Raw genomic sequence first — 15,149 nt, 5'->3', positions numbered from 1 at the left:
TAAGTTGCAAAGATTCAATTTTTCCCTCTATTTACAAATAATTATAGGTTTAATTTCATAAAATAAGAAAGTATACCTAAGTATAGTTTTTACTAGGAGGAAAAAAGTATGGCATTAAATATTACCCAAAAACTTATTAAGGATCATTTAGTGTCGGGAGAGATGGTACCAGGAACGGAGATTGGATTGAAAATTGACCAAACATTAACTCAAGATGCAACAGGAACTCTCGTAATGCTCGAATTAGAAGCGATGGAATTAGATCGTGCAAAAACGGAAGCGTCTGCGCAATATGTTGATCATAATTTAATCCAGGAGGACAGCAAGAACCCTGATGATCATTTATTTTTGTATAGTGCTACAAGAAGATTCGGTTTATATCATAGTAAACCAGGTAATGGTGTGAGCCATCCAGTACATATGCAGCGATTAGCAAAACCAGGTAAAACGTTATTAGGTTCAGATAGTCATACATGTGCCAACGGGTGCATGGGAATGTTAGCGATGGGAGCAGGTGGGATTGATGTTGCCCTGGCTATTGCAGGTGAACCATTTTATGTAAAAATGCCACAGGTTTGGGGAATTAAACTAACTGGAGAATTGCCAGACTGGGTAAGTGCGAAAGATGTTATTTTTGAACTTCTGCGACGTCACGATGTAAAAGGTGGTGTTGGGAAAGTAATTGAGTACTATGGTCCAGGACTAGAATCATTAAGTGCAATGGATCGCCATGTAATTGCAAATATGGGAGCAGAATTAGGCGCAACAGGAACTGTATTTCCATCGGATAAAGAAATTAAACGCTTCTTAAAAGAGCAAGGAAGAGAAAAGGACTGGATTAAATTAGTTGCGGATAGAAGAGCCAAATATGATATTGATGAAGAAATTGACCTTTCCACATTAGAACCTCTGATCGCCAAACCATCTAGTCCAGGAAATGTAGTGCCAGTTACTGAAGTTGCTGGGACACCAATATACCAATCATATGTTGGTTCATCAGCTAACCCTGGATATCGTGATTTTGCAATTGCAGCAGAAATTGTAAAAGAGAAACGTATTGCAGATGGAGTTTCTTTTGACATTAATCCGACTTCTAGGCAAATGTTAACAGATTTAGTTAAGGAAAGTCATATCGCTAGTCTCTTGTCAGCAGGTGGTCGGCTGCACCAAGCAGGGTGTAATGGTTGTATTGGGATGGGGCAAGCGCCTGCATCGGGTAGAAATAGTCTTCGTACAACACCAAGGAATTTTCCGGGAAGATCTGGTACGAAGGAAGATAGTGTCTTCTTATGTAGTCCGGAAACTGCAGCAACCTCTGCTCTAACAGGAAAAATTACTGATCCACGTACATTGAATATGAAATATCCAAAAATAAAGGAACCTAAAAACCCTACCATTGATGAGAACTTATTAGATGAGCCACTACCATATGAGACAGCAAAAAATGTAAAGCTAGAAAAAGGTCCAAATATTGCTTCGATACCTGAAATGGATAAGATGCCAGATGAAGTAGAAATTCCGATTTTATTAAAAATGGGTGACAATATATCTACGGATGAAATCTTAGCTGGTGGGTCCAGAGTATTGCCATTCAGAAGTAATCTACCTGAAATTAGTAAATTTACTTTTGAAATTATAGACGATACGTATTACCAAAGAGGGAAAGATTCAGTGGATAAAGGTGGCCATGCAATTGTAGCTGGCTATAATTATGGCCAAGGTTCTAGTCGAGAGCATGCTGCGCTTGCACCTAGATACCTTGGATTGCGTGTAGCATTAGTAAAGGATTTTGCAAGGATACATTGGCAGAACTTAGTTAACTTCGGTGTTTTACCACTAACTTTCGTAAATGATGAGGATTATGATGATCTGGTTCAAGGAGACATTTTAGTTGCAAATGATTTACGTAATAAAATTCAAAAAGGTAATGAATTTAAAATGGAAGTAAAAGGGAAAAATAAAGAAATAACTGTTCAGCATACCCTCTCACCTAGACAAATTGAAATTATGTTAAAGGGTGGAATAATTAACTGGGTAAAGGACCGCAAAGTAAAATCGTAAGAATGTAAAGGAGGATTTGTATAATGGCAGAACACGAACAACGCTGTAAAGCATGCGAAGGAACTGGGATGCTTGCCGATGATGAAGGATGGCAATATAAATGTAGTGTTTGTCATGGAGATGGAGTGTATAGTCAAAGTGATGCCAATAGAGAAGCAAGAGTTATGTCAGTAGATCAAAATAACCGATTATTAGACTAGAAATGAAGAACGCATTTAGGCACCTATCCAGATAAACAGCTGGGTAGGTGCCTGACTTTTGATTTCTAGAAGTTGCAAAGGACAGTTTACAAACTAATGAGGCATATTACCTTGAATAGGGGCAAAGCTATTCATATAATTTTGCATGTCTTCTTGTTTTAATTGTGGTACTTGGTAATACTGGTTTTTATTTTGATATAAAAATACCTCATAAGCCATTTCAATTAGGTTGGGCACACTGTCTTGGAACACTCTTCGCATAACCGGATTTGTTGATTCTAATGCAGCCATGGTAAAGGAAGAAGCTGAAGATTTAAGACATCCCATCATAAAACTGGAAATGCATTGATCATTTAGTTCATTTACAGATTGTGCTGGTGTTTTTGGTTGAGACGGTTGCATACCGTAGACAACATCATTACTTTGTGTCATGTTATACGTTTGTGTGGAAACAGTAGGTTTTTGTCCCGTTTTTAATGTTTCTACAAGCGTGTTGTACAATTGGGTTAGAAATGTTTTATGTTGTTGCATCATCGTTTTAAGCTCGGGATCTTGGACATGCTGTTCATATAAAAGATACTGTTCCATCCCGCCAACTAAGCCACCAATAGCTTCATGGGCGTCGAATAATTCATGTCCACCATGACTTTGAGGAGCTGGCATTTGATTCGAGTGGGTCATTCCTTGCTGGTTTTGATTTTGCATTCCTTATCCTCCTTTGAATTAATAATCGTAATTATTTTTATCCTAAACCTATAAAATATGCTGTGTTTAAGTGTACTTACATAGTAATAGTGAAACTATTTATTGTATAAATCGTATTGGAATTAGGGAGTGATGATGATTAAAAAAATAACATTTATCTTACTATGTTCGATTTTATTAATGACAGCTTGTGGCAAAGGAAATAACAATGATGAGTCAGAATTTAAAGATCTCAGTGGTATTTGGACCGGTCATATTGAAATTCCTAATCAAGCACTAACGATTCAAGTTAATTTTAATAATGAGGGTAAATTATCTGGAGATATCAGTATCCCAATTCAAGGCCTACAGAATTATCCCTTAAATACGGTAAACGAGAAAGAGAACGGAGAACTGGTATTTATGGCAGAGATACAAGGGCAACGTCTGACTTTTAATGGAGAGAGGAAGGATTCAGGGATTGAAGGAACATTTAGTCAGAGTGGGCAACAGTTTCCGTTCAATTTACGGAAAGGAGAAAGCACTGTAAGTGAAGAAGAGGCAGACAAGTTTTTCGAAATTGAAACTAAGGAAGGTTCTCTTTATGGAGAGTTGGAAATCCCTGAGGACAATGGACCTTTTCCTGTTGTGCTTATCATCCCTGGTTCGGGGCCAACTGACCGTAATGGGAACACTGTTGCGGGAGAAAATAATAGTTTGAAAATGATTGCTGAAGAACTGGCTGAAAATGGAATAGCAAGTGTAAGATATGATAAGCGTGGTGCAGGAAAAAACCAGTTAGTCGTAGTTCCAGAGCAAGATATGCGATTTGAGATTTTTATTGATGATGCAGTGAAATGGCTAGAAGCATTAAAACAGGATAATAGGTTTACTAATATTGGAATCATCGGGCATAGTCAAGGTTCATTAGTTGGTTTATTGGCTGCTGAGCAAACGGATGTGGATGCATTTGTTTCCATGTCAGGAGCTGGGAGATCAATCGATGAAGTTCTTTTAGAACAAATACAGGGACAGTCTGAAGAACTAATGGATGAAGCAAGATCTATCTTAGGAGAACTTGAAGATGGCAATACTGTTACTGACATAAGTATGGAATTGCAATCAATTTTTCGTCCATCCGTCCAACCATTTATTACTTCCTGGATGAAATATAATCCTACAGATGCTTTAGCACAAGTAGATACTCCAGTATTAATTATAAATGGTGAAAATGATATTCAAGTACCTGTTAAGGATGCTGAACTTCTGCATGAGGCAAAACCTGATGCAACGCTTTTAGTATTGGAGAATATGAATCACGTACTAAAAGATGCTCCTAAAGATCAGGAAAGCAATATGGCTACGTACAGTAATCCAGATTTACCCCTATCTGAAGGATTGATGAATGGTATTAATGAATTTTTAGAAATACATTTAAGTAACTAATGCCTAAAGGTGCTGGCAGTTCATTCGCTGTCGGCATTTTTTCCTGTATAATAGAGATAGAAAAAAGTTAGTTGGGAGGAGTTAGTAATGTCTTATCAGGACCCAATCCAGTTGGATACTAGAATTCACTTAATAGACGGATATGATATGGGAATTCCAGAGCGGACTGGTACATACGTAATTGATGAAGAAGAACTTACTATTATAGAAACAGGTCCAAGCCCTTCAATTAAGCACATAAAAAGAGGGCTAGAATCACTAGGATTTACATTAGATCAATTGAAATATATTATTGTGACTCATATTCATTTGGACCATGCTGGAGGAGCTGGGTATCTATTACAACAATGCCCAAACGCAACAGTAATCGTACATCCAAGAGGAAAGCGTCACTTAGTAGACCCAAAAAAACTAGCAGCTGGGGCAAGAGCGATATATGGAGATAACTTCCAAGATTTCTTTGACCCAATTATTCCTATTCCAGAGGAACGACTGGTGACCAAAGATGAAGGGGATACATTACAAATCGGTCCTAATTGTACGTTAGAATTTTTGGATACTCCTGGGCATGCAAAACATCATTTTAGTATCTATGATCCAGTTAGTAATGGGATGTTTACAGGAGATACGGTAGGGGTACGTTATCCACAATTACATCGGGCTGGGGTGGAATTGTTTTTACCTACAACATCACCAAATCATTTTGATCCAGAGGCTATGAAAGAGTCAATTAACCGAATTCTTGATAAAAGTCCAGATCGTATTTACTTTGGCCATTTTGGTATGACTGAAAAAACAACTGCTGCTTTAATGCAAGTTTTCGAGTGGATTGATGTTTTCGTTGAAGAAGGTGAACAAGTTATAGCTGAAGGAAAAGGCTATGATGTACTAGCCGTACGAATGCTGAATCGAGTAAGGGAACATCTTAGAGACCTTGGAATTCCTGATGATCATGAGGGATATATCATTATCAATTTAGATATGCAAATATGTGCTCTCGGAATTATTGATTACTTTCAAAAGTTAAAACAATAATAAAAAAGAAAAAGCCACGGATTTCCGTGGCTTTTCCAATTTTTTCGTATAGTTTAAATCCCGTGATATCCCATTATAATCTTTTACTAATGTATACCAATTTCTCAAATACACGAAACAAAGTGCGAACTTATTTCGTCTATTAGATAGAACATTGGGTGGAAAGTAGGTCTATCATGAAAAAGATAACTTTAATTCTCTCTCTTGTCCTAGTCTTCTTTGTAATTGGAATTATCTTAGGTGGAGAGTTGTTCGAACATACTGCACAGGAAAAACATACACGAGATGTACACAAATCTATTCGAAATATAGAAAATAAGGTAGTAAATGAACAGAGTAATTATATAGATGATATGACAATAAATGAGAAGATAGGTCAATTAATAATTGGTGGCATTACTGGGACAACACTTACAACAGAAATGAAATCCTTAATTAATGACTATGAATTAGGTGGTTTTATTTTTTACGCTGATAATTTTACAACAGAAGACCAGGCAAAAAAATTAGTGGAGGAAATAATCAGTGAAAATGAGAATAATCCAATTCCGCAGTTTTTGAGTGTTGACCAAGAAGGGGGAAAGTACACTCGATTACCAAACTACCACCTGCCAATTAATGCCGAGATTGGAGAAATTAATGATCCGGAATATGCATTCTTTGTAGGACAAAAGGCAGCAAAACAATTACAAGACTATGAATTGAATATGAATTTTTCTCCGGTGTTAGATATAAATAGTAATCCACAAAATCCAGTTATAAATAGACGTTCCTATGGAGATAATTCAGAAATTGTTAGTAAGTTGGGGATCCAGACGATGAGAGGGATACAATCCGAAAAGATTGTGTCTGTAATTAAACATTTTCCAGGTCATGGGGATACATCTGTTGATTCTCACCTAGAATTGCCCGTTGTGAACAAAAATCTTGAAGAATTGGAACAACTGGAATTAATTCCTTTTAGACATGCAATTCAAGAAGGGGCAGATGTCGTCATGGTAGCACATATTTTGTTACCATTTGTTGATCCCGATTATCCAGCAACAATGTCAAAAGAGATTATTACAAACCTTTTAAGAAAAAACATTGGATTTAACGGAGTGGTTGTGACAGATGATATGACAATGGATGCGATTGCTAAACATTATAATATTGGCCAAGCAGCAGTTGAGTCAATAAAAGCTGGAAGTGACTTAATCTTAGTTGCACATGAATATACTAACATTGTAGATACAATAGAAAGTATAAAGCTAGCTGTGGAACAAGGAGAGATTTCTGAAGAGAGAATCGATGAGAGTGTTTTAAGAATTATTGAATTGAAAAAGAAATATGGCATTATTGAATAGTAGTGATGAGACTATTGCTATCTATACGATTTTTGTAAAATAGATAAGAACGAGAATCCTTTAATAATAACTGGATTCTCGTCTTTTTCTATAAACTAGCTATTAAGATGCTCTTTCTGTGTCTTCAAGTATAAGAATGTATAAAATCTCAGAGATGCCTAGCTCTGCGCTTTTCTTAGTAACAGCATAATCGGGCAATGGTCACTACCTAGTATTTCTGAGTGTACTTGAGAGTCGACTAACTTATCCTCTAGTCTGTTTGAAGTGATAAAGTAGTCTATTCTCCATCCAATGTTACGTTCGCGAACCGTTTTCATGTAAGACCACCAAGTATACAATCCATCTGTGTCAGGATAAAAATAACGTAAAGTGTCGATAAAGCCTGATTCTAGTAAACGGGTCATTTTGCCACGTTCTTCCGTGGTGAATCCAGAGTTCCCGTGGTTTGTTTTGTCATTCTTTAAATCTATCTCATTGTGAGCAACATTTAAATCGCCACATAATATAAGGGGTTTCTGTTCATCTAACATCTTCAAATGATTGAGTAAGGCATCTTCCCATTCCAACCTGATATCTAATCTAGCAAGGTCTCGTTGGGAGTTTGGAGTATACACATTAACAAGAAAGAATTCTTCAAACTCTAGCGTAATGATTCTACCCTCAGATTGAGAGTTTTCCTCACCTAAACCATACTGAACAGATATTGGTTTTTGTTTTGTAAAAACAGCAGTTCCAGAATAACCCTTTCTTTCAGCATAATTCCAATACTGATGATAGCCTTTTAAATCCAGTTCAATTTGTCCTTCTTGTAATTTTGTTTCTTGTACACAAAATATATCAGCATTAACTTCGTGAAAGTAGTCTAAAAATCCTTTCCTCACACAAGCCCTAAGACCATTTACATTCCAAGATACAAGTTTCATAGTATATTCTCCTTCAATGATTGCAATAATAATTCTAAGGTACTATTTTAACATAATTATTTTTACAGTGTTGACAGTAAAGTGTATTAAGCATATAATACATCACATAAGTGTATTAACCGATTAATACATATTTTTTTGAGCAATGTGTACTAAGTGGTTAATACAGAAGAATTCAATGAGAATTTTTAGGAGTTGTGTCTATGAATGTGACATTTAATAAACGTGATCCTGTTTATGTTCAAGTAATTCGCTATTTTAAGGAACAAATTGCTACAGGAAATTTTGAACCTGGACAGGAAATACCTTCTCGGAGGGAATTGGCTAATAAAATGAAAATTAATCCGAACACTGCGCAACGTGCGTATAAGGAAATGGAGGAACAAGGTTTGATTTATACTGAGCGAAATTTGCCTAGTCGTATTACAAGGGATGAACAAGTATTGCAGTCGGTAAGAGATGAATTGATATTAGAAGCTGTTGGTTCATTTGTTACTTCTGTTAAATCGATAAATGTTCCATTGGAGGAAGTTTTGGATTTAGTAAAGAAAAACTATCAAGTAGATGGGGATAAATAGGGGGGATAAGTATGATTGAATTGAAAAATGTTATTAAGAAATTTGGTCGAAAAGAAGTGTTAAAAGGTGTGTCCTTTACTGCTGAAAAAGGAGAAATAACATGCCTAATTGGAATAAATGGAGTTGGGAAAACAACAATTATGAATGCGATTATGGCTTTAACTCCAATCAACGGTGGATCGATCTTAATTGATGGAGAGAAGATTCATAAAGGGAGTTATGAAAAAATAACATTCATTCCAGATGCGATGACAATGCCGCCAAATATGAGAATCAATGATGCATTTCAGTTCATGGCTGACTTTTATGATTGCTGGAACCAAGAACGAGCAAATGAAATGCTGTCATTCTTTAAATTGCAAAAGGAAGATCGTATTTCTAATTTATCCAAAGGAAATACAGCAAAGGTTAATTTGATTTTAGGGTTAGCTTTGGATGTTGATTATGTATTAATGGATGAGCCGTTTTCAGGAATAGATATCTTCAGTAGAGAGCAAATTGCAGAAGTATTTACGAGCCACTTAATAGAAGATCGAGGCGTGATTATTACAACACATGAAATCAATGACATCGAGCATTTAATTGATAAAGCTGTATTACTAGATGATGGAATTATATTAAAAGAATTTAATACTGAAGAAATGCGTGAAGAGGAAGGAAAATCGGTAATTGATGTGTTGAGAGAGGTGTATCGAGGATGAGTCGTTATTTAAAGCTAGTTAATTTTGAATTAAATCGATTCTTTAAAATATATTTGGGTTTAATTGCTTTTACAGCAATATCACAAATAATTGGTGTGATTAATCGTTCATCCCAATATATGAATCAAGCAAATGAAGCTATCTACGAAAGAGGAATGGCATTAGATGAATTTATACAACAGTATGGACCAATGTCTTTTCAAAAAGTATCCCAGTCATTATTTTTTCAAGGGCCAATAGGTATTTGTATAGCGATGCTACTGATTTATATGTTTTTCATTTGGTATCGTGATTGGTTTGGGAAAAACACCTTTATATATCGACTATTGATGTTACCAACGGAGAGAATCAATATTTATATGGCTAAAGCAACAACAATTCTTTTATTAGTATTCGGGTTAATTTCTGTTCAAATATTACTATTACCACTAGAATCAACAGTCTTGCAGTGGATGGTCCCTGAAGAGTTGCGGATGGATATGTCAGTGAATGAAATAATAGGTGCCGATGTATTTGGATTATTGTCCATCTTGTATCCTGTTACAGTAATCGAATTTTTTATTAGCTATGCTATTGGAATAATGGCAGTATTTGTTGCGTTTACATGTGTGCTATTGGAACGTAGCTTTCGTTGGAAAGGGATTGGTATTGGCTTAGTTTATGCACTCGGTTCCATTGTGATTTTCTTTCTACCGATGCTAATTGAAGAAATGTTCTTTCCATATTTTCTTTATCCAATGGAATTACTTTTGTTAATGCTATTAACCGGTTTAATTGTAACAGCTCTAGCTATATGGATAGGTCATTACTTATTGAAAAATAAGATCAGGGTTTAAGGAGGAATAACAATGAAACGCTATTCAACACTTATATCGTTTATAACGGTCATTATATTAGTGATAGGCACATTTTATATACAAAAATCGTTTGCATCAAGTAGCCTCCCGGATATAGAAATAAAGAAGGTGCGTGGAATTGATGAGGAAGTTAATAATCTTACCATTCATGCAAACTTGATGAATGATGGCTTATATGAGCAGGTGGAGATTACGAATGAAGAAACAACGTTTGCTAGTGACGAATCCTTTGTGGAGCGATATTTAGGGAGTGCACAACCAGAAATTACAGAACTTCAAAAGAAATACCGTAATTTCATGCGTGGTAAGATTGGTGGCATCGAATTCTTTTTCGAGGATGATAATTATGTAGCATATGCAGATGTGGTTTCGGATTATGGCTATTCAGAAATTCGTAATTTTGATTTTTCAATAGATGTCCTTGATAAAGAAACAGAGGATAATATTAAGATTACCGAACAGGTACCTAATAAAGAGAATTTTTCTTATATCTGGGTTCAGGATGTGCAAATTCATGATGATGAATTAATGGTAACGACAGTAAATGATTTACGAGAAAGTAATGGTACAGAAGTATACGTTTATACATTTAGTCTGAAAGAAAAGAAGCTTATCTCAGATCATACAATATTGAATCACACCAATGATAACCCTAATTCATGGGTAGAAATGCGCTTGAACAATGCTGCCTATGGTAGCGAACCACTAGAGTGGCTTTTACTATCTAAGGAAGAGATGACGCATGACTCATCAGGAATGATTAATGAACAGGAAAAAAGCCTATATGTATATAACTACGAAACAAATGGAATAAAGGAACTAGATTTACCGGAAGGATTAAGTAAACAAATTGGTTTCATTCCCCTATTAATGGATAGTAATACCATCTACTTTCCAACACATGATAATGGGAAAGTAGGAATGACGGGAATAGATATACTAACGCAAGAAATAACTATTGATCAAACGTTTGATTTAAATTTATCAGCAGAACAATTACACAATCCTTATTTAAAAATAATGGATGGAAAAATCTACATGATTGCTGTAGATCAAGGTCAAATGATGACAGGAACACTAAAAGATGTCTCTTTAATGATTGCTGATTTAACCACATTTGAAGTTTTATATGAAGGTAAGTTAGAAATTGAAGGTGACAATAACGAATTATATATATCAAATATTACAGTTGACTAATGGGGGATAACGATTGATTGAGGTACAGAATCTAAGCCATCACTTCGAACTTGGCAAAAAAGGAAATAAAACAACCATCCAGGTGTTAAAAGATATAAGTTTTCACATAAAAAATGGGGAAATAGTAACAGTTGTAGGAAAAAGTGGGTCAGGAAAATCAACTCTATTAAATTTAATTAGTGGGTTTATCCATCCAACCAATGGAGCAATATGGGTCGATGAAGAAAAAGTCACAGACTTTAATGAAGCAAAATTTGCCGATTTTCGTTTAAAAAAGATGGGATTCATTTTCCAAAGCTTTCAACTTATTCCTAGTATGACGGCCTATCAAAATGTGGAGCTACCGTTAATCCTTAATGGAGAAAGTGAATCTAGTAGAAAGCAAAAGGCGATGAAGGTATTAGAAAAGGTAGGATTAAGTCAATTTGGCGAACATTACCCTAGTGAATTATCAGGAGGTCAACAGCAACGTGTCAGTATAGCACGTGCGTTAGTGCTTGAGCCACCACTAATATTAGCTGATGAACCAACAGGTAGTTTGGATAGTGATACTGAATCAGAGCTATTACAGTTTATTAAACAGTTGAATCAAGAATTGGGGATTACCTTCTTAATTATTACTCATGATGAAGAAGTTGCCAGCATAGGACATCGTAAGATTACCATTCATGATGGAATTGTAATAGAAGAGGCGGTGAATGATAATGAACTTTAAAGACAAGGTGCGTTTCATTCGCCAAAATATAAAAAAGACCAGAGTACGTACGTTTATGACTGTGTTAGCAACTGCAATGGGATGTTCGTTTCTCATTGTTCTAGCTTCTGTTGGATATGGCCTTCAGGAATCTATTGTTCAGGATGCGTTAGAGCAACAAATCGTTACACAGATAGATGTGTACGGACATGAAGATGAAAACGGAAATTATCGGCCATTAACATTAGATGATATTGAATTGTTTGATTCTACAGAGGGTGTAAAGGCTATTACTAGAAGAAACCAAATTAGGCAAGTGCCAACTTTTGCTCTTGATGAATACAAAGCCGAAGTAATGGCTGTATCTGCTGATTTCCCCTCTGAGGCAGAGTCGGGAATGGAGTTATCCGACGGAAGAATGCCCGAAAATAAAAATGAAGTAATTGTTGGATATCATTTCTTAAATTATCTATCGGTTGCGACTGAAGAAGATATTCTTGATGAAGAAACAGGCAAAATAAAAGACGAATACTTATACCAAGAAGAAATCATCGGAAAAGAACTAGAGATGGTAGTAACAAGAGAAGTAGATAATGATGTTGCAACAGAAACAATCTCGTTAACAGTTGTTGGTATTTTAGAACAACCAACAAAGGAATGGGTTTCTGATGCCAATGTGTACATCTCTGAAGAAATCTACCGAGAAGTAGAAGTATTTACTGGAACACCAGGTGGAGAATTAGGGGTTAATCCGGATGATGTTGAAAATAAGCACATGCAAAATTTTGAACAAGTAAAAATATATGCAACTAATCTAGAAAATGTACAGCCAATTGTTGATATGTTAGATGAAGAAAACTATGCGACGTATTCTGTTGTTAATGAAATGAAGCAAATTAATATGTTATTTACGGTTGCTAAGGCTGGTCTAATCTTAGTAGGAACAATTGCAGTTATTATTGCTTCAATAGGAATCTATAACACGATGACGATGGCTGTAACAGAACGAGCGCCAGACATAGGAATCATGAAAGCAATTGGTGCAAATCCAAAAACGATTAAACAAATATTTGTGATGGAAAGTAGTTATATTGGTTTATTAGGAGCTATTATTGGTACAGTTGTAGCCTATTTAATTAGCTATCTTGTAAATTTAGGTTTACCAATTATTATAGAATCTGTGTTTGAAGAAGAGTTACCAGAGGGGCTGTTGTTCTCATACATCCCTGTGAGTCTAGTTGTTATCTCAGTAGGAATCTGTTTACTAGTGACAATTCTATCTGGGATGAGACCGGCTAAAAAGGCTACCCAAATTGATGTACTACAAGCAATGCGAAGAGAAATGTAATAGTAAAATGTGGTTGGACTCTTACCCAACCACATTTTTATATATCTTCGTGATTTTTTCTTCTAATAAATCTAAATGAACGATTCTTACTTCTCGTATGTATTCCTTTCCTTCCCAGAATAGTAAAAGGACTGGAACTGTAAATATATCAAATCGTCCAGCTATTTCCTCAACCTCATCAGCATCAATTTTTCTTAGTTTGATTTCAGGAAACTGCTTCATTAATTCTTCTACTTGTGGTAATAGACCATGGCAGACACTGCAATTTGGCCTAGTAATATAAAGAAAAGAAAGGGCATTTTCGTGAATGAAACTCTCTACTTGTTCAATCGACTGTAATTTTTCAATCATATATATGTACACCTCCAAGCTGATAGATAGAAGGATGAGCCACATCCATCCTATAGGAAAATGGCTCAATTTCACATCTATTCTATGATAATGGTCGTATAGCATCTAAGCATAAAATTGCCATAAACTCTTTTAAATCCAAGGTTATGCAAATACCCGTCTCTTGAAAATGGATCGTTTTATGAGGTGTTTTGTCTTGGAAGAAATCACAAAGTTTTTCTCCTTTATCTGCAATTGGATAACCATTAGCGTTAACTGGCCTTAACAATTCAACTAGAACGCAACAGTTCCTTCTATTGGTAAACCTTTTAGCGCGAAACACTGGAGTTTCAATGCATTTGAAATACTCATCATTAGGATAACCCTCAATTGGACTTTTATGAACTCCACTAGCAATAAATGGCTTACAATTCCCTTTACAATACAAAATGAATGGTACGGTCGTTTTATCATTTTCGTTAGCAGCAGGAGATAATAAATCGCGAACAGATTGGTGACAACTAGTGGTGCAATCTGTCGTGGCTGCTGCAACTTTATCTTGAGCTTCAATTATTTTCTCTACAGTTTCACATACACAATTGTCATTATAACAGCTTTTATGAATAGGTCTATCCAACTTAATCCCTCCTTTATATTGTTCATACTAGTTTATGTATAGTTGAAAGAAGTGTTTGTTTAATAGTCTAGCTAACTAATAAATAGGTTAATTTAGAAGTAACAGACATACATTTTGAAGCCTATTAAACTTATATACCTATCAAATTAACTACCTTATGAATGTACTAAAAGTATAAGGAGGTGAAATGATGAATCGTTATTATAAAGATTATGAGAAAGGGGTGATGGCACAAATGCATCATAAAAACTGTAATAATGAGACTCATACAGGTAACTTGAATGAGGTAGTCGATTTTCGCTATTCTGTATTAAATCCGAACGTTGACAATTATAAACATCCATTGGGTGAAGATGTTTTAGAAGAAGTAGCTACTATCACATTCCCAGAGTTAAAAAAAGGTGATGTGGTGTGGTTAAATGGTGTGGTAGGTTTGGAAAATGATAGTGGAAGTAAAGAAGCGGATGTAGAAATTAGAATCTTCAAGGGTGGCTCCCCTATTATCGAAGGACAAGAGATCTATAGCTCTGACTTCGATATTGATAAAGCTGATGACGAAGCTGTAGCACCATTTTCACATGTGGATGTGATTACAAAAAAACAAAAAAATGTTGAATATGTATTGGTACTAAAAGCAGAGGATCCTGATATGTTCCTGATTGGACCACTTACCTTTACTGGCTTACAATTAAGCCGATAGTTAATAAAAAAAGCAGTTTACTAGATAATTAGTAAACTGCCTCTTTTTACATTTTATAATACAACTAAAGTTGCTGTCATCTCTGCGTGACCATCACCACAGAATATATTACATATAATTGTATACTCGCCTGGTTCTTCTGGTGTGAAAGTAGTTTCCCCTTCACCATCAATGTTTATGTTTAGACCTTGTATTGAAATACCATGATGTCCTTCTTCATTCGTAAGCGTTACTTTCACTTCTTCCCCTGATTGAACTACAAATTCATCTTGGTTAAAATCAAAGTTTGTTGCAACAATATTTACTTCATTATTTGGATCAGCTTCTCTATCGCTGTTATTCGTTTCTTCTGATGCCTGATCATTAGTGTTATTTTCGGCGTTCGATGTATTATTATCATCCCCACCACCAC

17 protein-coding genes are annotated in these 15,149 nt (G+C 35.5%); 12 read left to right on the top strand and 5 right to left on the bottom strand.

The window, feature by feature from the left end; genetic code table 11:
* The first annotated feature begins 108 nt into the window (after positions 1-108).
* A complete protein-coding gene (locus BUB12_RS13485; protein ID WP_072891451.1) occupies positions 109-2,061 on the top strand; it encodes an aconitate hydratase in 1,953 nt (650 codons plus the stop codon).
* 23 nt (positions 2,062-2,084) lie between these two features.
* The gene (locus BUB12_RS17900; protein WP_200801076.1) at positions 2,085-2,261 is read left to right on the top strand and encodes a hypothetical protein; all 177 of its coding nucleotides are present in this window, start codon (positions 2,085-2,087) and stop codon (positions 2,259-2,261) included.
* A gap of 93 nt (positions 2,262-2,354) precedes the next feature.
* On the opposite strand, the gene BUB12_RS13480 is transcribed toward BUB12_RS17900, so the two are convergent.
* Entirely contained in the window at positions 2,355-2,966 is a 612-nt protein-coding gene (locus tag BUB12_RS13480) for a spore coat protein (protein WP_072891450.1), read from the bottom strand.
* Between the two features lie 135 nt (positions 2,967-3,101).
* On the opposite strand from BUB12_RS13480, the gene BUB12_RS13475 reads away from it, so the two are divergent.
* The 3 genes from BUB12_RS13475 to BUB12_RS13465 all read left to right on the top strand — a co-directional run bounded on the left by BUB12_RS13475 (position 3,102) and on the right by BUB12_RS13465 (position 6,772).
* On the top strand, positions 3,102-4,391 hold the full coding sequence (locus BUB12_RS13475) for an alpha/beta hydrolase family protein (protein WP_084063355.1): 1,290 nt from the start codon (positions 3,102-3,104) through the stop codon (positions 4,389-4,391).
* A gap of 87 nt (positions 4,392-4,478) precedes the next feature.
* A complete protein-coding gene (locus BUB12_RS13470) occupies positions 4,479-5,426 on the top strand; it encodes an MBL fold metallo-hydrolase (RefSeq protein WP_072891449.1) in 948 nt (315 codons plus the stop codon).
* A gap of 176 nt (positions 5,427-5,602) precedes the next feature.
* Complete coding sequence (locus BUB12_RS13465; protein WP_072891448.1) at positions 5,603-6,772, top strand: glycoside hydrolase family 3 protein; 1,170 nt, start codon at positions 5,603-5,605, stop codon at positions 6,770-6,772.
* Between the two features lie 158 nt (positions 6,773-6,930).
* Here BUB12_RS13465 and BUB12_RS13460 read toward each other — a convergent pair whose 3' ends face one another.
* On the bottom strand, positions 6,931-7,695 hold the full coding sequence (locus BUB12_RS13460; RefSeq protein WP_072891447.1) for an exodeoxyribonuclease III: 765 nt from the start codon (positions 7,693-7,695) through the stop codon (positions 6,931-6,933).
* Positions 7,696-7,898: 203 nt separating this feature from the next.
* On the opposite strand from BUB12_RS13460, the gene BUB12_RS13455 reads away from it, so the two are divergent.
* Genes BUB12_RS13455 through BUB12_RS13430 form a run of 6 tightly spaced genes read left to right on the top strand, consistent with a single transcriptional unit; the run spans position 7,899 to position 13,070 of the window.
* Complete coding sequence (locus tag BUB12_RS13455; protein ID WP_072891446.1) at positions 7,899-8,273, top strand: GntR family transcriptional regulator; 375 nt, start codon at positions 7,899-7,901, stop codon at positions 8,271-8,273.
* Between the two features lie 11 nt (positions 8,274-8,284).
* A complete protein-coding gene (locus BUB12_RS13450) occupies positions 8,285-8,974 on the top strand; it encodes an ABC transporter ATP-binding protein (protein ID WP_072891445.1) in 690 nt (229 codons plus the stop codon).
* Positions 8,971-9,810: a hypothetical protein gene (locus BUB12_RS13445; protein WP_072891444.1), complete on the top strand. Its 840-nt coding sequence runs from the start codon at positions 8,971-8,973 to the stop codon at positions 9,808-9,810. The genes BUB12_RS13450 and BUB12_RS13445 overlap by 4 nt, the downstream gene beginning before the upstream one ends.
* A gap of 12 nt (positions 9,811-9,822) precedes the next feature.
* Positions 9,823-11,028 (top strand): hypothetical protein, encoded by a 1,206-nt coding sequence (locus BUB12_RS13440; protein ID WP_072891443.1) that lies wholly within the window; start codon positions 9,823-9,825, stop codon positions 11,026-11,028.
* 13 nt (positions 11,029-11,041) lie between these two features.
* Positions 11,042-11,743: an ABC transporter ATP-binding protein gene (locus BUB12_RS13435; protein ID WP_072891442.1), complete on the top strand. Its 702-nt coding sequence runs from the start codon at positions 11,042-11,044 to the stop codon at positions 11,741-11,743.
* The gene (locus tag BUB12_RS13430; RefSeq protein ID WP_327196151.1) at positions 11,727-13,070 is read left to right on the top strand and encodes an ABC transporter permease; all 1,344 of its coding nucleotides are present in this window, start codon (positions 11,727-11,729) and stop codon (positions 13,068-13,070) included. The genes BUB12_RS13435 and BUB12_RS13430 overlap by 17 nt, the downstream gene beginning before the upstream one ends.
* 21 nt (positions 13,071-13,091) lie before the next feature.
* On the opposite strand, the gene BUB12_RS13425 is transcribed toward BUB12_RS13430, so the two are convergent.
* Positions 13,092-13,427, bottom strand: a complete 336-nt coding sequence (locus BUB12_RS13425) for a thioredoxin family protein (RefSeq protein WP_407668454.1) — start codon at positions 13,425-13,427, stop codon at positions 13,092-13,094.
* Between the two features lie 76 nt (positions 13,428-13,503).
* On the bottom strand, positions 13,504-14,037 hold the full coding sequence (locus BUB12_RS13420; protein ID WP_072891440.1) for a CotY/CotZ family spore coat protein: 534 nt from the start codon (positions 14,035-14,037) through the stop codon (positions 13,504-13,506).
* Between the two features lie 190 nt (positions 14,038-14,227).
* Here BUB12_RS13420 and BUB12_RS13415 point away from each other — a divergent pair, with 190 nt between their 5' ends.
* Positions 14,228-14,737 (top strand): hypothetical protein, encoded by a 510-nt coding sequence (locus tag BUB12_RS13415; RefSeq protein WP_072891439.1) that lies wholly within the window; start codon positions 14,228-14,230, stop codon positions 14,735-14,737.
* A gap of 53 nt (positions 14,738-14,790) precedes the next feature.
* On the opposite strand, the gene BUB12_RS13410 is transcribed toward BUB12_RS13415, so the two are convergent.
* Positions 14,791-15,149, bottom strand: a 359-nt coding sequence (locus BUB12_RS13410) for a cupredoxin domain-containing protein (protein ID WP_072891438.1), incomplete at its 5' end; no start/stop codon positions are given.

Origin of the sequence: Ornithinibacillus halophilus (genome assembly GCF_900129485.1) — a bacterium.
In the GTDB taxonomy this organism is placed as follows: Bacteria; Bacillota; Bacilli; order Bacillales; family Amphibacillaceae; genus Ornithinibacillus; species Ornithinibacillus halophilus.
This window is presented reverse-complemented; position numbering and strand designations above follow the sequence as displayed.

Coding starts and splice junctions, on each gene's coding strand:
- BUB12_RS13485 (WP_072891451.1), top strand. CDS start 109: ATGGCATTAAATATTACCCAAAAACTTATTAAGGATCATTTAGTGTCG.
- BUB12_RS17900 (WP_200801076.1), top strand. CDS start 2,085: ATGGCAGAACACGAACAACGCTGTAAAGCATGCGAAGGAACTGGGATG.
- BUB12_RS13480 (WP_072891450.1), bottom strand. CDS start 2,966: ATGCAAAATCAAAACCAGCAAGGAATGACCCACTCGAATCAAATGCCA.
- BUB12_RS13475 (WP_084063355.1), top strand. CDS start 3,102: ATGATTAAAAAAATAACATTTATCTTACTATGTTCGATTTTATTAATG.
- BUB12_RS13470 (WP_072891449.1), top strand. CDS start 4,479: ATGTCTTATCAGGACCCAATCCAGTTGGATACTAGAATTCACTTAATA.
- BUB12_RS13465 (WP_072891448.1), top strand. CDS start 5,603: ATGAAAAAGATAACTTTAATTCTCTCTCTTGTCCTAGTCTTCTTTGTA.
- BUB12_RS13460 (WP_072891447.1), bottom strand. CDS start 7,695: ATGAAACTTGTATCTTGGAATGTAAATGGTCTTAGGGCTTGTGTGAGG.
- BUB12_RS13455 (WP_072891446.1), top strand. CDS start 7,899: ATGAATGTGACATTTAATAAACGTGATCCTGTTTATGTTCAAGTAATT.
- BUB12_RS13450 (WP_072891445.1), top strand. CDS start 8,285: ATGATTGAATTGAAAAATGTTATTAAGAAATTTGGTCGAAAAGAAGTG.
- BUB12_RS13445 (WP_072891444.1), top strand. CDS start 8,971: ATGAGTCGTTATTTAAAGCTAGTTAATTTTGAATTAAATCGATTCTTT.
- BUB12_RS13440 (WP_072891443.1), top strand. CDS start 9,823: ATGAAACGCTATTCAACACTTATATCGTTTATAACGGTCATTATATTA.
- BUB12_RS13430 (WP_327196151.1), top strand. CDS start 11,727: ATGATAATGAACTTTAAAGACAAGGTGCGTTTCATTCGCCAAAATATA.
- BUB12_RS13415 (WP_072891439.1), top strand. CDS start 14,228: ATGAATCGTTATTATAAAGATTATGAGAAAGGGGTGATGGCACAAATG.